Below are 21748 nucleotides of genomic sequence, written 5' to 3' on the forward strand. Positions count from 1 at the left end.
CGGCAGCCCCGGGAGCCCCGTGGAGCGGGGCGAACCGTGATGACGAGGCTGTCGCGAAGGGATACTCCCCTCCCTTAACGCAAGCAGTATAGGAGAACGACTTAGCGCCGCCTAATCATCCCGTCACCGCTGTGATGTCTGCCGGTAGGCGGCCAGCGCCGCCTCGACCGCCTCGTCGGCCCCGGGAAGCGCCGCTCCCCTCCGTGCGGCGGCGACCGCCAGCCGCTCCCGCGCGCCGGGATCGTCGATGAGCTCGCGTACGGCTTCGCGCATCGCCGCCAGATCCCCGTACGGCACCAGCCTGCCCGCCCCGTCGACCAGGTCGGGGATCCCGCCGACCGCGGTGGCGACGACGGGCTTGCCCGCCATGAGCGCCTCGCTCAGGCTGAGCGGCTGGCCCTCCCAATGGCTCGGCCACAGCACGAGGGTGGCGGCGGCGAGCAGGTCGGGGATGTCGTCGCGGTTGCCCAGCAGCAGGACGGGCAGCTTCTCCGCGTCGATCCTGGCCTGCAGCGCCTGCCGGAGCGGCCCCTCCCCGGCGACGGCGAACAACGGCCCACCCGTTTCCCGGGACGACGTTTCCCGGGACGACGCTCCATCGCGAACGCCCGAGCCCGACGTCACGCCGCGGCCACCGTGACTCGCTCCGTTGTGGACATGGGGGCTTGTCCCACTGTGGACGTCAGGACTCGTCCCACCGACAACCCCGGCGCCCGTTCGGCTGGGGGCATGGGGGCTCGTCCCACTGTGGACGTCGGGGCCCGTCCCACCGCGGAGATCGGCGTTCGTCCCACCGGTAACCCCAGCGCTCGTCCCAGTGCGCACATCAGGACTCGTCTCACCGGCGACCCCGGCGCTCGTCCCACCGCCGACATCAGGGCTCGTCCCGTCGGAAGCATCGGGGCTCGACGTGCTGAAGGACGCGGCGAGGTCGAGCAGGGTCTCCAGGCCCTTCTGCTGCGCGAGCCTGGCGACGGTCAGCACCAGAGGCCGCTCCCCCGCCCCCAGTTCCTCCCGCACCGCCGGCTCGGGCCTGGTCGCCGGCCGCAGCGGCGGGGCGGGCACCACGGCGGGCACCACGTCGCGCGCCCCGAGCGCCCGCATCCGGTCACCAAGGTCGGGCGAGACGACGATCACCTTGTCGGCTCTCCTTGCCACGATGCGCTCGAGCACGCCGTAGACCGCGCCGACCAGCCCTCCGGCGGTGAGCGCGTTGTGGAGCGTCACCACCAGCGGCGCCCGCGGCCCGGCGAGCGCCGCGAGCGCGCCCGCCCGCAGCCCGTGGGCGTGCGCGACGTCCGCCCCGCGCAGGTGGCGCCTGATCCGCAGCACCGCTGTGGCGTCGTTGACCGGATGCGGGCGGTCGGCGACGGGCACCGGCGCGAACCCCGCCCCGGCCGCGCGGAAGCCGAACTGCTCCTCCACGCTGGGCGGGCCGATCACCACGACCCGGTGGCCACGCCGCAGCAGCCCCTCGGCCAGCATCCTGACGTGCCTGCCGGTGCCGCCCGAGGTCGTGCCGAGCACGAAGGCCACCCGCATCACTCACCATCCGTCCGTGAACCGGCGCGACCCCGCCGCGCTCCCTTACCTGTCACCCTGCCGACCAGCCTGCCCGCGACCGTGCCCGCCGCCCGGCCCGCCAACCTGCCTCCCGCCCGGCCCGCCACCATGGACGCCAGCGCCGCCGCGTCGGGCCTGTCCAGCGCGGCGACGGCCAGACCGCCGGTGACCAGGGCGACGCCGCCGGCCAGAACGGCCAGCCCCACCTGCGCGATCATGCTCCCGGCCGGCAGCAGCGCCACCACGCCCGAACCGGCCAGGAAGCCGAGCCCGCCCCCGGCCACGGCCGCCAGCGCCGCGCGCGCCACCCGGTCAGCGGGCCCAACGGCATCGAGGGCCCGGGCCTCGCCGCTGACGGCTGCCGCGCCGGTTCCACCGGCACCGGTACCGAAGGTGCCCGCGCCGGGCCGCCCCGCGCGTCGTCCCGGCCCTCGCCGCACCGCGACGAGCAGCCACACGCCTCCTGCCGTCATGCCCACCGTCATGCCGAGCGCGAGCCCGCCGACCTTCCAGTCATCGGGCAGGGCCAGCACGAAGACCGTCTGCGCCAGCATCGCCACCACCCAGCCCGCGACGGTGCCCGCGGCCGCCGCCCGGCTCCTCCCCTCGGCATAGAGCACCCTGCTCAGCTGCGCGATCATCCCGTAGCCGATCAGCCCGGGTGCGAAGAGCGCCACCGCGCGCGCCATCTCGATCGGCGGCACCCGGGTCTGCGCGCCGAGGAAGACGACCGATCCGGGCCCCGCCGCCGCGGCCAGCGCGCCCGCGGCCAGCCCCACGATCAGCACCACCGCGCGCGTCGTGCGCGCGGCCAGGCGCGAGAAGTCCTCCCAGGACCCGTCGGCCGCGTGGGCCGACAGCCCGGGAAAGGCGCTCGTCGCGATGGGTACGGCCAGCACCGCGTAGGGCACCAGGTAGATCGCCCACGCGTAGTTGTAGATGAGCAGCCCGCGCTCGCCGATCCAGTGGTTCGACAGCAGCATCACCACGATCATCGTGGCCTGCTGGGCGATCAGCGCCGCCACGCCCGCCAGGGCGAGGGTGCGAACCTTGGCGGCCACGCCGTCGGGGAAGCGCAGCGTCGGCCGGAACCTCAGGCCGAGGCCGAGGGCAGGCCCGACCACGGTGAGGACCAGCGAGAGGACGCCCAGGCTGGTGCCGACCGACAGGGCGAGCTCGGCGGCGGAGGGGATCTCGTCGAGCGCGGTCCTGCCGCCGCTGAGCGGGACGAACAGCAGGTAGGCGACGATCACCACGATGCTGGACACCAGCGGCGCCACCGCGGGCCCGGCGAAGCGGTGGTGCGACTGCAGGACGCCGTAGAGGACGACGGCCAGGCCGTACAGGGGGATCTGGGGGGCGAAGACCACCAGCATGCGGGTGGCGATCGCGCCGAACGCCGGCCCGCACTCCGCGACGGGAAACAGCCCGATGATCGGCCCGGCCAGCAGGGCGGTGAGCGCGCCGAGCGGCACGAGGACGACCAGCACCCACGTCAGCAGGGCTGAGGCGATCCGGCCGACGTCGAGCCGGCCCGCCGCACCCGCGATCACGGGCACGACCATGCCCGCCAGCGCGCCGCCCGCCACCATCTCGAAGACGATGTTGGGGATCTGGTTGGCGGTCATGTAGGCCGAGCCCAGGCAGACGTTGGTGTCGCCGACCGTCTGGGCGAACACGTACTGCTTGGCGAAACCGGTGATCCTGGCCAGGATCGTGATCGCGCCGATGAGCACGGCCGCGCCCGCCACGCCCCGAGCCACCGTCTCCCCTCTCCCCGTCGGACTCAAGGGGGCCATCATGGCAGAGCGCACCGACAACGCTACGCCGGGCGGCGGCCCAGCATGTCGATCCGGTTGAGGACCGGGTTTCCGGCGATGACCTTGGTGAAGCTGACCTTCTCCGAGGCGGCGGTGAGCGCGGCGACGGTGCCGAGCAGCGTGAGCCGCCCCCGCCTGCCGAGCGTGGTCACCGCGGCGAGCCCGAGCAGGGCGCCGAGCGCGTTGGCGCCCGCGTCGCCGAGCATGGCCTCCTCGCCGAGGTCCTCCGGCAGCAGCGCGGCGCCCGCGCCGAGCGGCACGGCCACCAGCGCGGCGGTCACCGGGTCGCGCCTGAGCAGCGAGAGCGCCAGCAGCGGCCCGCCGGCCATGAGCCCCACCTTGATGGCGCGTCCGGGGCGCAGGTCGAACAGGTTGGCCAGGTTCGCGCTGCCCGCGATCGCCGCGCCGTTGACGAGCGTGTCGAGCGCGCCACGGGAGACCAGCGTGGCGGCGGCCAGGCCGGAGCCACCGATGCCGAGGATCTTGATCGCGCCGCTGGTCACCTGTCCCTTGGCCAGCGCCGACAGGTGTCCTTTGAAGCCCTTGGAGGACGTCGCGCCGTAGAGGTCGTCGTAGGCGCCGAGCGCGCCGCTGCCCGCGCCCGCCAGCACGGCGGCCAGCCGTACCTGGAGGGGCAGGCCAGGGGTGAGCGCGAGCGCGCCGGTCGCTCCCGCGACGAAGGCGGGCCCCTCCAGCAGGGTGAGCGTCTCGCCGCGGTGGTTGGTGCGCTCCCACTCCTTCGACCTGGGCTTGGCGGTGAGGGCGGTGTAGGCGGCCCTGGCCGCGACGACGCCGAGGGCGGCGCCGGCGAGGGCGGCCAGCAGAGCACGGGCCATGGTCAGCTCCCTGAGGTGGAGGGGGACGGGGTGGCGGCCGACGAGGCGGGCTGGAACTCGGTGGCGTCGGCGCCGGTGCCGTACTGGCCGGAGCGCCCGCCGAGCTGCTCGCGCAGCGCGAAGACGACGACACCGCGGCCCGCCGGCATGTCGAGGGTGTCGACGGAGGAGACCTTCGCCGCGGCGTCGCTGGTGCCGCGAAGAGCGGCGATGACGCCGCCCTGCTGGGTCGAGGTGAGGGTGCCGGCGAGGGCGGAGCCCTGGGCGCCGGCGTCGAGCCCTGCGGCCAGCGAGACGAGCGCGGCCGTCTGCGCCTGGGCCTTCTCGCCGGTGTAAACCGCCTCGGGGGCGAAGACGAGCGCCAGCGTGGCCCGTTTGGCGGGGGCGCCGTCGACGGTCAGCAGGCCGCCTTCCGCGAAGCCCTCGAGCACGCCGCGGGTGGCGGTGTTCTCGGTGCCGGCCTGGGCGTCGTCGGCCGTGACGAGCGTGGCGGCCAGCAGCGCCGCGGCGTTCTTGTACGGGTCGGTGCCCGGCAGCGTGAGGCCGGTGGCCAGCCCGGTGCTCAGCTGGTCGACGAATCCGGCCTGGCCGGGCTCGAGGAACTTCTCGGACAGCGTCACCTGCCCGCTGATCGTGGCGCCCGCCTGCAGCAGCACCTGCTCGGTCTGCTCGCGCAGGGTTCCCGAGCTGCCCGGGGCGGCCACCAGCAGCACGCTCTCGCCGGTCAGCTGGCCGCGGATGATCGCGGGCATCTCGGCGGTGACGAAGGAGTCGTTGCCTCGTTCCCTGACCTGCAGCGCGGCCAGCTGCTCGCGGTAGTCCTCGTTGGACTTCTGCAGGTCCTGCGACGCCCGCCGCGCCGACTCGATCGCCGGGTTCGACAGCAGGGTGGTGCCCATCACGATGCCGACGGCGAGCGCCAGGAAGATCGCGACGATGGAGACGAGGTGATAGCGGAAATCGATCACGAGAAGAGTCCGACCAACCAGAAGATGAAGGAGTTCCAAGCGTCCTGCAGGCTGATCAGCCAGGTCTGGCCGATGGGCGACATGAAGATCGCCACGCCCATGGTGATCATCGCGGTGACCACCAGCAGGATCAGCTGCGGGGTGGAGATGCGGCTGCGGTACAGGCGGCTGACGCCCTTGGCGTCGATCAGCTTGCCGCCGACCCTGAGCCTGGTCAGGAAGGTGCTGGCCATGCCCGAGCGGCCCTTGTCGAGGAACTCCACGAGCGTGGCGTGGGTGCCGACCGCGACGATCAGCTCGGCGCCCATGTCGTCGGCCAGCAGCATGGCGATGTCCTCGCTGGTGCCGGTGGCCGGGAAGATCACCGCGTCGCGGCCCAGCTGGTGGACCCGCTCGAGCCCGGGCGCGCGGCCGTCGCGGTAGGCGTGGACGACCAGTTCGGCGCCGCAGGTCAGCGCCTTGGCCGAGACGGAGTCGAAGTCGCCGACGATCAGGTCGGGCAGGTAGCCGGCCTCCAGCAGCGCGTCGGCGCCGCCGTCGACGCCGACGAGCACCGGGCGGTACTCCCTGATGTACGGCCGGAGCGTGGCGATGTCCTCCTTGTAGTGGTAGCCGCGCACCACGATGAGAACGTGCCGGTCCTCCATGACCGTGCGGATGTCGGGCACGCCCACACCGTCGATGAGGAGCTTGCCCTCGCCCCTGACGTACTCCATGGTGTTGACGGCGAAGGCCTCGATCTGCACCGACAGGCCCGCACGCGCCTCGGCCATGGCCGCCTCGATGGTCTCGAGGTTCTGCACGTCGCCCTTGCCGACCACCTCCTCGTCGAGGTAGACGACCCCGTCGTGGAGCCTGACGATGTCGCCGTCCCTGACGCGCTCGAAGAGCTCGGGGGTGGCGTTGTCGATGAACGGGACGCCGGACTCGACGATGATCTGCGGTCCGAGGTTGGGATATCGGCCGCTGATGCCCGCGGCCACGTCGACCACGGCCGCCGCGCCACACGCGACCAGCGCCTCCGCGCTCACCCGGTCGACATCGACGTGATCGATAATCGCGATTTCACCGGACTGGAGGCGCTTTGTCAGCCTCTTCGTCCTGCGGTCGATCCTCGCCACTGCCGTGACACCGGGAAGGTCACTGACCTTCTTTCCGCGGAGGCCCGGAATCTTGTTCGCCGGAACCTTCATCAAGACCATCCTGCCAGAGCCAACGGGCGGGGTGGTCGTGGACTGCACGGCGTGTCAGATTTGTCACGGAGGATCACCGATCAGCCGCGGCCATTCCCAGCAGTTCCTCGGCGTGTGCTCTGCCCAGTTCGGAATCTTCCAATCCGGCCAGCATCCGCGACAGCTCACGCACTCTGCCGTCGTGGTCGAGGGTGACCACGCCGCTGCGCACCACGCTCCCATCGCTCGCCTTCTCGACCACCAGGTGCTGGTCGGCGAAGGCGGCCACCTGCGGCAGGTGAGTGACGACTATCACCTGCGCCGTGCGGGCCAGCCTGGCCAGCCGGCGGCCGATCTCGACCGCGGCCTTGCCGCCGACGCCCGCGTCGACCTCGTCGAACACGAACGTCGGGACGGGGTCGGCCCCGGCGAAGACCACCTCGATGGCCAGCATGACGCGGCTCAGCTCGCCGCCGGACGCCCCCTTGTTGAGCGGCAGCGGGGGCGCGGCCGGATGCGCGGCCATGCGCAGTTCGACCTCGTCGACGCCCTCGGGCCCGAACTCCTCGCTCTGCGAGATCTGCACGACGACCCTGGCGTGGGGCATGGCCAGCGCGGTCAGCTCCGCGGTGACCGCCGCGCCGAACCGCTCGGCGGCGACCGTCCTCACCCTGGTCAGCTCGGCGGCCAGCTCGGTCAGCCGCTTGGTGAGCTCCTCGTACTCCTTGGTGAGCTCCTCGATCCGGTCGTCGTCGCCCTCGAGCTCGGTCAGGCGGCCCGCCGAGGCCTGCGCCCAGGCCAGCACGCCCGCGCTGTCCTCGGCGTACTTCCTGATCAGCGCGCCCAGGGCGGCGCGCCGTTCCTGCACCACGGCAAGCCTGGCCGGGTCGGCCTCGATCGACTCGGCGTAGGCGGCCAGGTCGGTGGCGACGTCGGAGATCAGGTAGCCGGCCTCGGCCAGCCGGTCGGCCACACCGGCCAGCTGCGCGTCGTAGTCGCGCACCGCCTCGACCGCCGAGCGGGCCTCGCCCAGCAGCGAGATCACGTCGCGGGCGCCGCCCGACGGGTCCATGGGGTCGCCCAGCAGCGCGGTGTGCGCCGTGGTGGCGGCCCCGCGCAGCGCGTCGGCGTGGGACAGCCGCTCCTCCTCGGCGCGCAGCTCGACGTCCTCGCCCTCCTTGGGGTCGACCTTCTCGATCTCCTCCAGGCCGAAGCGCAGCAGGTCGGCCTCCTGCGCGCGTTCCCTCGCCTTGGTGGTCAGCTCCTCCAGCAGCGCGGCGACCTGCTTGTGGCGCTTGTAGGCCTGGGAGTAGGCGCGCAGCGGCTTGACCAGGTCGTCACCCGCGTAGCGGTCGAGAGCGGCCCGCTGCCTGCCAGGCTGGAGCAGCCGCTGCTGGTCCATCTGGCCGTGGACGGCCACCAGGTCGTCGGCCAGGTAGGTGAGCGTGCCGACGGGGACGGTGCGGCCGCCGAGCCACGCCCTGGAGCGTCCCTCGGCCGAGACGGTGCGGGAGATGATCAGCTCGCCGTCCTCGACCTCGCCGCCGACGTCCTCCACCTGCTGGGCCACCCTGCCACCCGTCTCGACGACGAGCGTGCCCTCGACCATGGCCTTGTCGGCGCCCGGGCGGACCCTCGACGGATCGGCCCGACCGCCGAACAGCAGGCCGAGCCCGGTCACGACCATCGTCTTGCCGGCACCCGTCTCGCCCGTGACGACGTTGAAGCCGGGTGAGAGCTCGAGGACGGCCTCGTCGATGACGCCGAGCCCCTGGATGCGGACCTCCTCGACCCTTGGTCGCACTGGTCACTCCCGTTCCATCGACTAGCCGAACACCTGTGCGCACGCGATCCTACGCGCTCCCGCCCCTATTGACTCAGGGACGCACCCTTCCGCGCCAGCCCTGTACAGGCAATTCGAACTTGGCGACCAGCCTGTCGGTGAAGGGCGCGCCGGTCACCTCCAGGCCGTGCAGGCGGACCAGCCGTACCGGCAGGCCGGACCTGCGGACCTCGACCCTGGTGCCGGCCGGCAGGTCGAACCTGCGCCGCCCGTCGCACCACAGCACGCCGCCCGGCGTGCGGGGCAGGATCTCCACCGCCAGCGTGGAGCGCGGCGAGACCACCAGCGGTTTGGCGAACAGGGCGTGGGCGCTGATCGGCACCAGCAGCAGCGCCTCCACCTCGGGCCAGACCACCGGGCCGCCCGCCGAGAAGGCGTAGGCCGTCGAACCGGTCGGCGTCGCGCAGATCACCCCGTCGCATCCCCAGCGCGACAGCGGACGGCCGTCGATCTCGGCGACGACCTCCAGCATGCGGTCGCGCTTCTCCACCGTGGCCTCGTTGAGCGCCCACGTGTCGGCCATGATCTGCCCGTTCTGGCGGGCCGTGACGTCGATCGTCATGCGCTCCTCGACGTCGTAGCGGCCCTGCACCACCGCGTCGACGGCCGCGGCCAGGTCGTCGACCTCGGCCTCGGCCAGGAACCCGACATGGCCGAGGTTGACGCCGAACAGCGGGGTGCCCGCGGGCCTGGCGATCTCGGCCGAGCGCAGCAGCGAGCCGTCGCCGCCGAGCACGATCATCATCTCGGCGTCCTTGGCGGCGTTGGGGTCGGACGGCATGACCTCGACGCCCTGGCAGCCGATGTCTTCTGCCTCCGACTCCAGCACCCTGACGCAGAGACCCGCCTCGACCAGCCTCTCGATCACCAAATGGGCGCTCTCGATCGCGGCCTCGCGCCCGGTGTGGGCGGTGACGAGCACGGTGCGCTTCATTGCGGCCCCTCCGACACGGCACGTTCGATCGCGGTCTCCAGATCGTCGACCCCGGGCTCGCCCTCTCCCTTGCCCAGCCACAGCAGGTACTCGACATTGCCCGAGGGCCCCGGCAGCGGGCTCGCGGTGACACCGCGCACGGTCAGCCCCAGCTCCAGGGCCTTGGCAGCGGCGTCGCGCACCGCCCCGGCGCGCAGCTCAGGGTCGCGGACCACGCCGCCCGCGCCCACCCGTTCCTTGCCCACCTCGAACTGCGGCTTGACCAGCATCACGAAGTCGGCCCGCGGCGCCGCCACCGCCGCCAGCGCTGGCAGCACCAGGCGCAGCGAGATGAACGACAGGTCGCCCACGATGAGCGAGGGCGCCTCGCCGACCAGCTCGGGCGTCAGGTCACGGACGTTGACGCGCTCCATCACCGTGACCCGCTCGTCGGTGCGCAGCGACCAGGCCAGCTGGCCGTAGCCGACGTCGACGGCCAGCACGTGGCCCACGCCGTGACGGAGCAGGACGTCGGTGAACCCGCCGGTCGAGGCGCCCGCGTCGAGCGCCCGACGGCCGGCCACGCGCAGCTTGGGGAACGCCTCCAGGGCGCCGAGCAGCTTGTGGGCGCCGCGCGAGACGTAGTCGGGCCCCTCGGACGACTCGGCCACGACGATCGCCGCGGCGGTGTCGACCTGCGTGGCCGGCTTGGCCGCCACCTGACCGCCGACGCTGACCCGCCCGTCGGTGATGAGCTGGGTGGCCTGCTCGCGCGACCGGGCCAGGCCGCGCCGGACGAGCTCGCTGTCGAGCCTGACGCGACGGCTCACTGGTCGTCCACGGAGGCCAGCGTCTGCTCCAGGGCCGAGAACGCCTCCTCGAACAGCGCGACATGATCGCGCACGGGCAACGCTCCCGTCGCGGCCAGGCCTCCCACGACCGCGTCCACCCGCTCGTCACCGGTCTCCACCGGCAGCTCACTCATGTTCTCGAAGGTATCGGACACCGCCGACACTATGCCGACCCCCTGGCGCGTTAGGCAGTGTGAGAGCGGCTTTCCGGCGCGCCGGAATTCATATGCTCCCCATATGGAACGCTACCGTCCGTAGAAACGGCGAGAACGGGAGGACGACCAGCATGGCTACCCTCGAGGAGTGCAGGGCGGCGCTTGACAAGCTCGTCGAGCAGTTCGACGAGATCGACGAGGAGTCCCGGGCCAAGCACGTGGTCGAGCGGACGCTCAGCTGCCGCATCTCCGACCTCGACGTCATGTTCTACGGCCGGATCCACCACGACGGTCTCGACCCGTTCCATGACGAACCACCCGCCGGTGGCAGGCCCGCCGACGTCAAACTGACCATCAGGAGCGACGACCTCATCGCGCTGGTCGACGGGGAGCTCGACCTGGCGCGCGCCCTGCTGGGCGGCCGCGTCAAGATCGACGCCAGCTTCGGCGACCTGCTGCGCCTGCGCCGCCTGCTCTGACCCCCTCCGCGCGGGTGCGCTCCCCCTGGACTCCGCGCGTACGGCAAGCCGGGCCACGGCCACCGTGGTCACCGGTGGCCGCCCGTCCATCACGCGTACTCCAGCAGGACTCCGGTCCTCGGCCGGACGATCAGGCTCGCAGCATGTCGAGGGCGGGTTTGAGTGCCTCCTCGTCGAGGCGTCCCTCACCCGCCGCCGCCCACGCCGCCGCGCAGGCCGTCCTGAGCCCCTCGATCCACTCGCCGTCGCCCTCGAGGTGCAGCCGCCCGTCCGACCACCAGGCCCGCCAGCCCTGCCGTACGGACGGGTAGGGCAGGTGGAGCGCCGACAGGTCCTCGGCCACGTACGTCGGCCTGTGCTGGGGGGCGGCCGTCAGGAGCTCCCGGGGGGTGGCGACGCCCGTCAGCACGAGCAGGCTGTCGACGCCCGCGTTCGTCGCGCCCTCGATGTCGGTGTCGAGCCGGTCGCCCACCACCAGCGGACGCCGCGCGCCGGTACGGATCATCGACTCGCGGTGCAGTGGCGGTGCGGGTTTGCCCGCGTAGACGGGCTCGACGCCGGTCGCCGTGGCGATCACCCGCACCATGGCGCCGTTGCCCGGCAGCTCGCCGTGCGCGGTGGGCATCGTGGCGTCACCGTTGGCGGCCACGAACCACGCGCCACGCCGTACGGCCAGCGCGCCCTCCGACAGCAGGCCGTAGGACAGGTCCGGCGCGATGCCCTGCACCACCGCCACGGGGTTGTCGGCGGCCACGGTCACCGGGCGCAACCCGCGGTCCCTCACCGCCATCCGCAGCCCCATGCCGCCCACGACCAGCACGGGCGCGCCCGGCTCCACCTGCTCGGCGATCAGCCTGGCGGCGGCCTGCGCGGAGGTGACCACGTCGGACGCCGTCGCAGGAACGCCGAGATGGCTGAGATGGCCGGCGATCGCGGCAGGGGTCCTCGAGGCGTTGTTCGTCACGTACGCCAGCCTCGCCCGCCCCGCCGCCTCCGCCAGCGCCTGCGGGGCGCCGGGGACGGCCTGCCTGCCCAGGTAGACGACGCCGTCGAGGTCCAGCAGCAACGTGTCGTATCCGTCGATCAGCACCGCGTCTCTTCTCCCGGGTTGACTCTCACGCCGCGTGAGACTTTAGCGTCACGTCCGCACCTACCCATGAGCGAAGGATGTGAGCTCCCATGACCCTGACCCCTGCGGAGAAAACCGAACTGTTCGGCGATTTCGACGTCGACGGGCACGCCGAGGAGGCCGAGTCCCGCTGGAGCGGGTCCCCGGCGTGGACCGAGTCACAGCGCAGGACGTCCTCCTACGGCAAGCAGGAGTGGAGGAGGTGCTTCGCGGAGTCGGCGGACATCTCCGGCAGGCTGGCGGTGCTGATGACCTCCGGGGTCGCCGCCTCCAGCGCGGAGGCGATGGACCTGGCCGAGGAGCACCGCCGGCACATCAGCCGCTGGTTCTACGACTGCACGAGCGAGATCCACCAGGGGCTCGGGGAGTTGTACGTCAGCGACGCGCGCTTCACCGACTCCATCGACCGGGCGGCGCCGGGGCTGGCGGGCTACCTCCGCGACGCCATCCAGGCCAACGCCGCCCGCTCGCTGTAGCCCCTGAGGCGCCCGCTCGCTGTAGCCCCCGATCCGGGCATACCGCCCGCTTGACCCCACCCACAGCGTCCGGCGGGGAGCCGGGACCTCTTCCGCGAAGGATCAGCCGCACTCGTGGCGGGCGCAGCGAACGCTTCTCGCCTCCCTACGCTGCCTCGCCACCCGGCACGCCTTCCCACCGGCATCGGTGGGCCCCGCCCCTCCGGGGACCTACCACGCGGCACCCCGTGACGCGTCACCCTGACGCCCGCCGCACTCCCCCGGAATCCGGGACACCCGCCAGCCGGCGTTTGCCGCCCGTCGTCCAGCAAGGGAGGCAGGCCCGCCGTACCGCTTGCCTCCCGACGAACCGCTGGTCACGCCTCCCGCCAGGCACACAAGACAGCGACCCGCCTCCCGGCGAACCCCTGGTCACGCCTCCCGCCAGGCGCACAGGCCAGCGGCCCGCCTCCCGACGAGCCGCCTGGTCACGCCTCCCGCCAGGCACGCAAGACAGCGGCCCGCCTCCCAGCGAACCCCTGGTCAGGCATCCCGCCTGGCGCGCAGGGTGGCGCGCACGCTCTTCAACGCCGATACGTAATGACGCTCGTCGGGCCGCATGGCCACCGCGATGGCCAGCGGTTCCTGGGCCCCTTCCATGTCTCCTGTCCGCCACAAGGACAACCCCAGCCCGAAATACGCATAGTCCTCGGCCGGGTTCGCGTCGACGATCCACCTGAAGGTGTCCGCCGCCTCCGCGTACTGCCTGGAATTGAACTGCGCCCTCGCCAGCGCCTCTCGAATGCTGCGCGACTCGGGTTCCGCCTCGGCGGCCCGCTCCAGCAGCGCCGCCGCGGCAGCGGGACTGCCGTCCTTCAACAGGCCGACACCGCGCTGGTACCAGTCGTACACATCCCCTGCGGGAGCCCCCTGACCAGGGGATGGGGAATCTTCGGGGTCGCTTTTCCCTTGGGTCATGTGTGAGGCCTCCTCAATCGACAGACGACAGATCCGACCGATTCCCTGATGAACCGGGCACCGCTGCGCCCTTGGAGCAGTCCCTTGGTGATTCAGGCCTTTATGGGAACATGCCCGATATGGCGAGTCCTGAACTGCCGGTGCCTGATGGGCTGGTGCTACGCCCCTTCCATGGTGTCCGCTTCACTGTCGACGATCCCGCGAAGGTGACCTCTCCCCCCTATGACCTGATCTCCGACGGGGACGTGCAGGCGCTGCTGGACCTTCACCCCAACAACGTCGTCCGCCTCACCCTTCCCCGCCCCCCACGGCACCCGAGGCATCCCGCCGGTCCCGGCCACCCCGTGGGTCACGCCAACCACCACCCCAGGCGTCCCTCCGACGCGCTCGAGACCGCGACCGGAACGCTCAGCACCCCCGCCCCACCGACCTCGGGCTCCCGCCCGGCCGCCCAGCCGATCGACGGCGCGGCGGCCCCCGCACGGTACGGCCAGGCCAGGGACACCCTGCGCGCCTGGCTCGACGCAGGCGTCCTCGCCCGTGACGCCGAGCCCGCGCTCTACGTCTACGAGCAGTCCGGTCCGGGCGTCATGCAGCGCGGACTCATCGGCGACGTCGGCCTGGCCGCTCCCGAACAGCGCATCATCCTGCCGCACGAGGACGTCATGCCGGGCCCGGTCGCCGACCGCCTCGCCCTGATGAGTACCACCCAGGCCAACCTGGAGCCGATCTTCCTGCTCTACGACGGCGGCGGCCCTGCCACCCACCTCGTCGACACCGTGGCCACCACCCGGCCTCCGCTCGTCGAGGCCAACACCGGCGACGGCGTACGGCACCGCCTGTGGGCCGTCACCGCCACCGAGGAGATCGCCCGCATCAACGCCGACCTGCGCCACCGGCAGGCGCTGATCGCCGACGGCCACCACCGCTACGCCACCTACCGTGTCCTGCAACGCCAGGAACACGCCGCCCGCCACTCCGACGGTCCGTGGGACTTCGGCCTGGCGCTGCTGGTCGACTCGACCGCCTACCCGCCGGACCTGAAGGCGATCCACCGCGTCATCCCTTCCCTGCCGCTGGTCGAGGCCGTCACCAAGGCCAGGGGAGCGTGGCAGATCCGCGACTTCCCCACCCTCGACGCAGGCCTTGCCGCTCTCGACACCGCCCCCGAACCCGCCTTCCTGCTCGCCGGCACCGGCGAGACCAGCCATCTGCTCATCGACCCCGACCCTGTACAGCTCGCCCGTGCCATGCCCACCGACCGCTCCGAACGGTGGAACTCGCTCAACACCTCCGTTCTGGCCGAGTTCGTCCTTCCGCGGGTCTGGGGCATGCGGGACGACGAGCAGGCCGTCCGCATCGTCCACCACGACGCCCGCGCCGCGGTACGGCAAGCCGCCGACGCCGGTGGAACCGCCGTCATCCTCAAGCCCTTGGCCGTCGAAGCGGTGCTGGCGGTGGCCGCCGAGGGAGAACGCGTCCCCCGCAAGTCCACCTCCTTCGGCCCCAAACCCCGCACCGGCCTCATCCTGCGCACCTTCGTCTGATCGACCAGGCGATCTACCCGGTTACGCGGACGCTCAGAGCGTTCCGCCCCACTCCAGAAGGGACACGCGCAGCGTTCCCCCACTCCACGAGGGACACGCGCAGCGTTCCGCCCTGCTACACAAGGGACGGTCTTAGCGTTCCGCCCTGTTACACAGTGAGCACTCATGGCGTCTGCTCTCCTACACAGACGCTCATAACGTTTCGCCCGCTACACGGACGCGAGCGAGCTTCTCTCCCGCTACGGCGAAACGCACAGTAGTCCGCCCGCTACACGGAAACGTGTAGCGCGGCCTCGCTCGAGCTCGTCACTCGAGGCTGGACGGACATGTCCCGAAGCCGCCTCTCTCTGACGTGCCCCTGCCCCGCCGACGTACCGACGGCCGCGCACTGCTTCCAAAAGGCCTGGCTTGTGCCGACTGCAGAGAGACCGCTGAACACCGAACACCTCGTCCACCCTTTGGGCGTTCCTGGCGCATCTGCGCGTCCATGCCGACTCTGGCCTGGACGGGACCGGACTTCGTCTCTTCCCTGCCAGATGCGGCGATGAGCGCGATCCTGGTTCATCGCATCCAGGAAGGGTGTGCACGGCCTCCTGGTTCACCGCTTTTCGTGCCGCCAGAGCACCCGACCCCGTTCGCGCCTCACGACCCGCCCTGCCGATCGTCCAGCGCTTACTCCCCCGAGACCGAGAGCCTCACGACACTCACGCCCGCACCGTCAAGCCGCCCAAGCCACCGTCTCTCCGCGACTGAGGAAGCCGACATCCGGACTGGCACGTGCCTGCTCATCGGCGAGAAGACCCACACGGCGGGCCGACGCACAGCGAGGGCCCCCTTCGCCCGCGACGACTCACCCGGCGGCGGCGAGGTATGCCACCGGACGCGGTTCCGCGCCCGCGCGATCGGACGGCAGCAGCACCTCAGGGACCTCCATCGCCCGCGACTCCTCCGAACCGGCAACGGGCTCGGCGGACATCGGGACCACCGAGTGCGCCTCCACCTCGTACCGCCAGTTCTTGCCGGCCTGCGGCCCGTAGATCCGGCAGCGGAGCGCTCCCCGCACCTCCATTTCCGCCCGTGGCGCCATCCCCGCCACCAGGCTCGCCACCTCCGGATCGAAGGTCACGCACTGGATCGTGTCGACGAGGCCGCCCCGCCGTCCCCGAGGGCGGCGGCGGACGATGACCCGCCACTTGGTCAGGGTGTCGCCGCTGGGCATCGGCCGCTCTTCCGGCGCGGCGGACAGCCGCCCCACCAGCGTCACCTCGTTGCGGTCCACGGGGTCCTCCTCCTCACTCGGGCCCGGCCATGCGGGGCCTGCGCCTGTCGGGGGACCACTCTTTACGATGTGGGGAAGGCCGGAGCGGACAGAATGCCGTTCTGGGGACAGCGGTTCGGCTCGGGAGTGTGCCTGTGGACAACATCACCGCCCTCGGCGGCGACGTCTATGAGATCGACACGCGGATGGCGGGCTATGCCGGGATCACGGCTGGCTATCTCATCCTCGGCGACCGGCCGTGCCTGGTGGAGACAGGCACGTCGACCTCGGCTCCGGTGGTGCGAGACGCCCTCGCGTCGCTCGGCGTCGGGCCGAACGACCTGGCCACCGTCGTGGTCACGCACATCCACCTCGACCACGCGGGCGGAGTGGGCGACATGGCGGAGTTCTTCCCCCAGGCGCAGATCGTCGTGCACGAGAAGGGGGCGCGCCATCTGGCCGACCCGTCCAGGCTCATGAAGAGCGCCAGGATGGTGTGGGGTGACCAGCTCGACACGCTGTTCGGCGAACTGTCGCCCACCGCCGCCGAACGCATCGTCGCCCTCGGCGACACCGGCGCCATCGACCTCGGCAACGGCCGTACGCTCGCCAGCCACTACTCTCCCGGCCACGCCAAGCACCACGTGGGGCTGATCGACTCCGGTACCGGCGACCTGTACGTCGGCGACGCGGCCGGCGTCTACCTGCCGCAGACCGGCGACCTGCGCCCCGCCACTCCGCCGCCGGACTTCGACCTCCAGACGGCGCTCGACTCGATCGCGCTGTTCCAGTCGCTGGGCCCGCAGCGGCTGCTGTTCAGCCACTACGGCCCGGTCGACGCCGTCCAGGAGACCCTCGAGCGGTCCGCCGAGGAGCTTCGGGTCTGGGTCGACCTCACCAAACAGGCCCACCAGCAGGGCATGGACCTCGACCATGCCATCGCGATGGTCCGCGACCGCACGCGCGAGCGCTACACGGCGCTGAAGGGGGACGACGAGACGGCCGAGCAGTTCGAACTGCTCAGTGGCGCGCCGTCCAACGTCGCCGGCATCCTGCACTGGCTCGACAAGGTCTCCCCCTGACCGGCGCGAGCACGCCCGAGCCGTGCCGGCGTGAGCCGCGCGGCTCCTGACATGCGAACGGCCCCGCGATGGTGACGCGGGGCCTGAGCGCGAGCCACACCATGGCGTGCCGTACCGGCAAGAGCTCTCCGGTACGGCACGGCGGCGCTTACTTCTTGTCGTCGGGCTCCTGGCGGTCGTCGAGAATGTCGCCGAAGTCGGGCTCGATGAACGCCGGGCCGATACCAGGCTTGGTGGTGCCGGTCGAGGAGGAGGCCAGCTCGGCGTCGATGTCCTCCTCGGTCTCGCCGGCCGGCGCTTCCCGGGAGTCACGCTCGCCCTGAACGCCCTCGTCGTCCGCTGCGGCCAGGCGGTCGTCCGCGGCCAGGTCGCGCGCCGCGTCGAGGTCGTCCGCCGACTCCTCGTCCTCGCCGGACGCGGCCTCGTCGGACTCCGCCTCGCCGGACTCCGCCTCGCCGGACTGCGCCACGTCGGACGAGTCCTCCTCGTCGTCCTCGTCCTCGTCCTCGGCGTCCAAGTCGTCCTCGAAGTCGAGGACGACGGCGGAAGACGCGACCTCCGGGTCACCCTCGGCGTCGTCGAGGACGTAGGACGGCTGGCCCGCCTCCGCGGCCTCCTCGGCGAGGTCCTCGTCGTCGTCGAGCACCGCCTCGCCGCGAGCCTCCTCCAGCTCGTCGTCAGCGTCGTCGAACTCGTCCTCGAGGTCGCCCCCGTCCACGACCGCGGCACCCGCCGTACCAGCGCGGGCGGTCTGCTCGTCCGCCTGCTCGTCGAGGTCCTCGAAGTCCTCCTCGATGTCCTCGATCACGGCACCGGTCAGCTCGGCGTACCGCTCGGCGGCGTCCGTCTCACCGTCCTCGTCGAAGGCCACGGCCCGCCCGAACCAATCGGTGGCCGCCTCCTGGTGCCCCGCGTCGGCCAGCGCGTCGGCGTAGGCGAAGGCCAGACGTGCCGACCACGGACGCGGGTTCGGGTCGCGGAGCTCGGGCAGCCGCTGCAGCGTGATGACGGCAGCGTCGTGCTGGCCGAGGTCACGGCGAGCGCCGGACTCGACGATGGCCAGCTCGATGTGTCCAGCCCGGTCGAGGCGCTCGGCCTCGCGCGATCGGACGAGGTCAAGCGCACGCTCAGGACGGCCCATCCCACGCTCGCAGTCCGCCATGATCGGCAGATAGGCGTCGGAACCGGTCATCCGGCGGGCGGCACGCAGGTCCGACAGCGCCTCGGAGTAGTTGCCCGCGCGGTAGGCGACGATGCCCGCGGCCTCGCGGACGACGCCGATACGCGCGGCGAACCTCCTGGCGACCTTGGTGTGCTCGTGCGCCCTGTCGGGGTCGTCCTCGACCAGCGCGCGCTCGGCGGCGACCAGGTGGCGCCCGACCAGCTCGGCCAGGTCGAGCGGGAGGGAGCGCAGCTCGTCACGGACGTCCTTGTCGAGCTCGTCCATGGTGATGTCCGGCGGAACGTCGGGAAGCGGCTCCCGGCGAGGGGCCTCCGCGTCGCCGTCCGGCCTGCCGTACCGCGCCCTGACGGGGCCGCCGGCGCGGTCGGCGTGACCGCGGTCGTCGCGGGAGAACGGCCTGTCCTCGCTCCTGCGGAACCCGCCGCCGCGAGGCCTGTCGTCCCTGTCACGGAACCCACGGTCATCCCGACCCTGGAAACCATCGCCCTGGGGACGGTCACCACGGTCGCGGAAGCCGCGCTCGTCGCGATCCCGGAAGCCGCCACCTTGGGGACGGTCACCACGGTCCCTGAACCCGCCGCCCTGCGGGCGATCACCCCGATCCCGGAACCCGCCACCCTGCGGCCGGTCACCGCGATCCCGGAACCCGCCACCCTGCGGCCGGTCACCGCGATCCCGGAACCCGCCGCCCTGGGGACGGTCACCGCGATCCCGGAACCCGCCGCCCTGGGGACGGTCACCGCGGTCGCGGTACCCACCCCGGTCCTCACGCCGCTCGAAGTCACGACGCGGACCGCGATCATCCCTGTCACGGAACCCACGGTCATCCCGATCCCGGAAGCCGCCACCCTGCGGGCGATCACCGCGATCCCGGAACCCGCCACCCTGGGGACGGTCACCACGGTCGCGGAAGCCGCGCTCGTCGCGGTCACGGAAGCCACCGCCCTGGGGACGGTCACCGCGGTCACGGTACCCACCCCGGTCCTCACGCCGCTCGAAGTCACGACGCGGACCACGATCATCCCGACCCTGGAACCCGCCACCCTGCGGGCGATCGCCACGATCCCTGAAACCACCGCCCTGCGGCCGGTCACCACGATCGCGGAACCCACCCTGCGGACGGTCACCCCGATCCCGGAACCCACCGCCCTGGGGACGGTCACCCCGATCCCGGAACCCACCGCCCTGGGGACGGTCACCGCGATCCCGGAACCCGCCACCCTGGGGACGGTCACCGCGGTCACGGAACCCGCCACCCTGCGGACGGTCACCACGGTCGCGGTACCCACCCCGGTCCTCACGCCGCTCGAAGTCACGACGCGGACCGCGATCATCTCTGTCACGGAACCCACGGTCATCCCGACCCCGGAAACCGCCACCCTGCGGACGGTCATCCCGACTCCGGAAACCGCCACCCTGCGGACGATCGTCCCGACTCCGGAAGCCACCGCCCTGCGGCCGGTCGCCACGATCGCGGAAGCCGCCACCCTGCGGCCGGTCACCCCGATCCCGGAACCCGCCACCCTGCGGCCGGTCACCACGATCCCTGAAGCCCTGGGGCCTGTCGTCACGGGAGGCATAGCCCCGCTCATCCCTGTTCTGGAACGGACGCGACGACCTCGGCCGCTCGTCCCGGTCGTCACGCCCCTGGTATCCGCCGCGCGACCGCTCACCGGACCTGAACGGACGCTCTCCGCGCGACTGTCCGCGCTCGCCGTACGAACGCCTCTCCCCGTAGCGAGGCGCGTCCTCGCTCTGTCGGCCTCGCTCGCGGCCCTCGTCGTCCGATCCGTTGTCTCTGTTCACTTCTGGTCCATTTCGTTGGCTCACTCAGCGGACGCGTGCTCCACCGAGACGGTCCACCGTGGCTGATCGCCGCCCACTCGGGTCTTACGCGACGAAGGCCACCCGAGGTTGAGGGTGGCCAGGCCTCCCCAGCCTAGCAAGAGCCCAGGTGTCCCCGGACCTCAAGCACCGTCGGAAAAGGCGATCACGCTGTGCCGGAACTCTCGCCGCCAAGGTCGATCCGATTCCGCGCAACCGCAGAATCCCGTCACCACATCCAGAGCCCGATCAACAACGCCAATCTCGACCTGCCGGGCACGAGCTGCCGCATCCAGCAGGGGCACCGCCGGCTCTCTCGCCTGCGGCCGGGTGAGACGCTCAGCCGCTGGGCGGCCCGCCTCTGCCCTACTGTAAGCGGACATCCCGCCGTCTGGCCGAGGCCCTCGCTGGAAAGGGCGTCGTTGCGTCTTCGAGTGTGATGCCGTGGTGGGTGTCGCGCACGACATCTACGCGAGCGATCGGGGGTGGGGCGATATCGCTCATATGCGCATGATCATAGGTCGGAAAGAGATCAAGTGCCCCTCTGCTTGACGGCCACGCTCAGGGCAGGTGCGGCGTAGGCGCAGAGCACCGCCAGCCCGGCCCAGGGTGGCAAGGGGTGGAAACCCGCGCGGCCGGCATGCAATTTCCGTCTATGTATGGGTATGCCGGGATGCTTTGCGGCATCGCCAACCCGGCCGCCGGAGTCAGCCGGAACACCCACTGCGCCACCGGGTCCGGCAGCACCGAGGCTGTCGATCGACCTCGATCCTGTGGCCATCCCCCACCCCCACCACGGCCATCCACCAGCAATTTCTACTGGCCGTCAGCCTGCAATGCCATGACCGCCCAGCAGCAGATCATCCTGACCGTTCACACCTACCGGCGCCGGCGCGGACCTCAACGAGATCCGCCTCGCCGCGCCCACAGGCCAGGCCGCCGAGACCGGGGTGGCAGAGCGACTACCGCCCAGACCTGGGGGAGTGGCTGACGTTCGTGTCAGTGTGAAGCGGACGAGCGGGCCGCGAGCCAGGTCGAAGGGGCCCACAGCGGCGCGAGCAACTGCCTAACCGAGCAGACCTTCGCCCGCGTCTTCTGTATCCGAGCGACTGTATGCGAGCGACCTGGATCGAGGTGGGCTGACGGGCCTGCTCGTCCGACCACCGCCGGCCGGTGGCGAGGCTCAGCGGCTTGTTGCGCAACAATCCCGAGTACCCGAGCTGGCCGAGGTCCCGCGAGTCCCGGCGGTGACACGCCGCCCTCATCAGAAGTACGGCAGGCAGCACCTGGACCGGGGCGTCATCCTCCGGCCAAGGGCCTGAATGTATGCCCTCGACGACGTGAAGCTGACGTGAAACCTCCCGACCGTGGTGCGCGCGGGAAGCCGGTAGGAAACGACGTTAGTTCCAGCGGTTGGGAACAAGGCGTCTGTCCAGCAGTGGTGCGGGCCGTCGCTCATTACCGTCGCCGGAGGCCCGTCCTGTCAACCGGGCCCCGGCACCCTGCCACCGCCAACGGGGCATCGGCACCATGTCGAAGACCGAGCACACCCAGCAAGCCCCGGCCACAACACCGCCGGAAAAGCAGAAAGGGCCATCCCAACCGGGATGGCCCTTACTGTAAAGATTGCGCGGCGGCGACCTACTCTCCCACACCCCTTCGAGTGCAGTACCATCGGCGCAGAGAAGCTTA

Annotated in this window: 18 protein-coding genes; 5 read left to right on the forward strand and 13 right to left on the reverse strand. The window is 71.7% G+C overall.

Annotated features, from left to right (window positions below; all coding sequences use genetic code 11):
- Window positions 1-123: 123 nt before the first annotated feature.
- From ACWDLG_RS28980 to ACWDLG_RS29020, 9 genes are all read right to left on the reverse strand, one after another.
- Window positions 124-1542, reverse strand: a complete 1419-nt coding sequence (locus tag ACWDLG_RS28980) for a glycosyltransferase family 4 protein (protein WP_449925758.1) — start codon at window positions 1540-1542, stop codon at window positions 124-126.
- Window positions 1542-3353, reverse strand: coding sequence for a murein biosynthesis integral membrane protein MurJ (gene murJ / locus ACWDLG_RS28985; protein WP_449925761.1), 1812 nt, complete (start codon window positions 3351-3353; stop codon window positions 1542-1544). The genes ACWDLG_RS28980 and murJ overlap by 1 nt, the downstream gene beginning before the upstream one ends.
- A gap of 32 nt (window positions 3354-3385) precedes the next feature.
- A complete protein-coding gene (locus tag ACWDLG_RS28990; protein WP_449925764.1) occupies window positions 3386-4219 on the reverse strand; it encodes a hypothetical protein in 834 nt (277 codons plus the stop codon).
- Between the two features lie 2 nt (window positions 4220-4221).
- A complete protein-coding gene (locus tag ACWDLG_RS28995; protein ID WP_354907155.1) occupies window positions 4222-5187 on the reverse strand; it encodes a copper transporter in 966 nt (321 codons plus the stop codon).
- Window positions 5184-6380 (reverse strand): putative cytokinetic ring protein SteA, encoded by a 1197-nt coding sequence (gene steA, locus ACWDLG_RS29000; protein WP_449925767.1) that lies wholly within the window; start codon window positions 6378-6380, stop codon window positions 5184-5186. The genes ACWDLG_RS28995 and steA overlap by 4 nt, the downstream gene beginning before the upstream one ends.
- A gap of 73 nt (window positions 6381-6453) precedes the next feature.
- On the reverse strand, window positions 6454-8163 hold the full coding sequence (gene recN / locus ACWDLG_RS29005; RefSeq protein ID WP_449925770.1) for a DNA repair protein RecN: 1710 nt from the start codon (window positions 8161-8163) through the stop codon (window positions 6454-6456).
- Between the two features lie 73 nt (window positions 8164-8236).
- Complete coding sequence (locus tag ACWDLG_RS29010; RefSeq protein WP_449925773.1) at window positions 8237-9136, reverse strand: NAD kinase; 900 nt, start codon at window positions 9134-9136, stop codon at window positions 8237-8239.
- Window positions 9133-9945: a TlyA family RNA methyltransferase gene (locus tag ACWDLG_RS29015; RefSeq protein WP_354907159.1), complete on the reverse strand. Its 813-nt coding sequence runs from the start codon at window positions 9943-9945 to the stop codon at window positions 9133-9135. Before ACWDLG_RS29015 ends, ACWDLG_RS29010 begins: the two co-directional genes overlap by 4 nt.
- The gene (locus ACWDLG_RS29020) at window positions 9942-10100 is read right to left on the reverse strand and encodes a hypothetical protein (protein ID WP_354907160.1); all 159 of its coding nucleotides are present in this window, start codon (window positions 10098-10100) and stop codon (window positions 9942-9944) included. The genes ACWDLG_RS29015 and ACWDLG_RS29020 overlap by 4 nt, the downstream gene beginning before the upstream one ends.
- A 152-nt stretch (window positions 10101-10252) precedes the next feature.
- On the opposite strand from ACWDLG_RS29020, the gene ACWDLG_RS29025 reads away from it, so the two are divergent.
- Complete coding sequence (locus ACWDLG_RS29025) at window positions 10253-10600, forward strand: SCP2 sterol-binding domain-containing protein (protein WP_354907161.1); 348 nt, start codon at window positions 10253-10255, stop codon at window positions 10598-10600.
- Window positions 10601-10730: 130 nt separating this feature from the next.
- Here the strand turns inward: ACWDLG_RS29025 and ACWDLG_RS29030 are convergent, their stop codons facing one another.
- Window positions 10731-11690, reverse strand: coding sequence for an HAD-IIA family hydrolase (locus tag ACWDLG_RS29030; protein ID WP_449925778.1), 960 nt, complete (start codon window positions 11688-11690; stop codon window positions 10731-10733).
- 89 nt (window positions 11691-11779) lie between these two features.
- Here ACWDLG_RS29030 and ACWDLG_RS29035 point away from each other — a divergent pair, with 89 nt between their 5' ends.
- Window positions 11780-12205 (forward strand): TipAS antibiotic-recognition domain-containing protein, encoded by a 426-nt coding sequence (locus tag ACWDLG_RS29035; protein WP_449925780.1) that lies wholly within the window; start codon window positions 11780-11782, stop codon window positions 12203-12205.
- A gap of 522 nt (window positions 12206-12727) precedes the next feature.
- Here the strand turns inward: ACWDLG_RS29035 and ACWDLG_RS29040 are convergent.
- Window positions 12728-13162 (reverse strand): tetratricopeptide repeat protein, encoded by a 435-nt coding sequence (locus ACWDLG_RS29040; RefSeq protein WP_449925783.1) that lies wholly within the window; start codon window positions 13160-13162, stop codon window positions 12728-12730.
- A gap of 110 nt (window positions 13163-13272) precedes the next feature.
- Between ACWDLG_RS29040 and ACWDLG_RS29045 the strand changes: the two genes are divergently transcribed.
- A complete protein-coding gene (locus tag ACWDLG_RS29045; RefSeq protein ID WP_449925786.1) occupies window positions 13273-14709 on the forward strand; it encodes a DUF1015 family protein in 1437 nt (478 codons plus the stop codon).
- A gap of 850 nt (window positions 14710-15559) precedes the next feature.
- Here the strand turns inward: ACWDLG_RS29045 and ACWDLG_RS29050 are convergent.
- Window positions 15560-15988 (reverse strand): single-stranded DNA-binding protein, encoded by a 429-nt coding sequence (locus ACWDLG_RS29050; protein WP_449925789.1) that lies wholly within the window; start codon window positions 15986-15988, stop codon window positions 15560-15562.
- Window positions 15989-16122: 134 nt separating this feature from the next.
- Between ACWDLG_RS29050 and ACWDLG_RS29055 the strand changes: the two genes are divergently transcribed.
- A complete protein-coding gene (locus ACWDLG_RS29055; protein WP_449925792.1) occupies window positions 16123-17049 on the forward strand; it encodes an MBL fold metallo-hydrolase in 927 nt (308 codons plus the stop codon).
- Window positions 17050-17197: 148 nt separating this feature from the next.
- Here ACWDLG_RS29055 and ACWDLG_RS29060 read toward each other — a convergent pair whose 3' ends face one another.
- Entirely contained in the window at window positions 17198-18496 is a 1299-nt protein-coding gene (locus ACWDLG_RS29060) for a hypothetical protein (RefSeq protein ID WP_449925794.1), read from the reverse strand.
- Window positions 18497-18601: 105 nt separating this feature from the next.
- On the opposite strand from ACWDLG_RS29060, the gene ACWDLG_RS29065 reads away from it, so the two are divergent.
- On the forward strand, window positions 18602-20104 hold the full coding sequence (locus tag ACWDLG_RS29065; RefSeq protein WP_449925797.1) for a hypothetical protein: 1503 nt from the start codon (window positions 18602-18604) through the stop codon (window positions 20102-20104).
- Window positions 20105-21748 lie beyond the last annotated feature (1644 nt).

It is taken from the genome of Nonomuraea sp. NPDC003727 (genome assembly GCF_053586935.1).

Excerpts from the sequence above, each read along its gene's own strand:
- ACWDLG_RS28990 (WP_449925764.1), bottom strand. The coding sequence starts at position 4,219 with ATGGCCCGTGCTCTGCTGGCCGCCCTCGCCGGCGCCGCCCTCGGCGTC.
- ACWDLG_RS29045 (WP_449925786.1), top strand. The coding sequence starts at position 13,273 with ATGCCCGATATGGCGAGTCCTGAACTGCCGGTGCCTGATGGGCTGGTG.
- ACWDLG_RS29020 (WP_354907160.1), bottom strand. The coding sequence starts at position 10,100 with ATGAGTGAGCTGCCGGTGGAGACCGGTGACGAGCGGGTGGACGCGGTC.
- ACWDLG_RS29060 (WP_449925794.1), bottom strand. The coding sequence starts at position 18,496 with ATGGACGAGCTCGACAAGGACGTCCGTGACGAGCTGCGCTCCCTCCCG.
- ACWDLG_RS29035 (WP_449925780.1), top strand. The coding sequence starts at position 11,780 with ATGACCCTGACCCCTGCGGAGAAAACCGAACTGTTCGGCGATTTCGAC.
- ACWDLG_RS28980 (WP_449925758.1), bottom strand. The coding sequence starts at position 1,542 with ATGCGGGTGGCCTTCGTGCTCGGCACGACCTCGGGCGGCACCGGCAGG.
- ACWDLG_RS29010 (WP_449925773.1), bottom strand. The coding sequence starts at position 9,136 with ATGAAGCGCACCGTGCTCGTCACCGCCCACACCGGGCGCGAGGCCGCG.
- ACWDLG_RS29025 (WP_354907161.1), top strand. The coding sequence starts at position 10,253 with ATGGCTACCCTCGAGGAGTGCAGGGCGGCGCTTGACAAGCTCGTCGAG.
- steA (WP_449925767.1), bottom strand. The coding sequence starts at position 6,380 with ATGAAGGTTCCGGCGAACAAGATTCCGGGCCTCCGCGGAAAGAAGGTC.
- ACWDLG_RS29040 (WP_449925783.1), bottom strand. The coding sequence starts at position 13,162 with ATGACCCAAGGGAAAAGCGACCCCGAAGATTCCCCATCCCCTGGTCAG.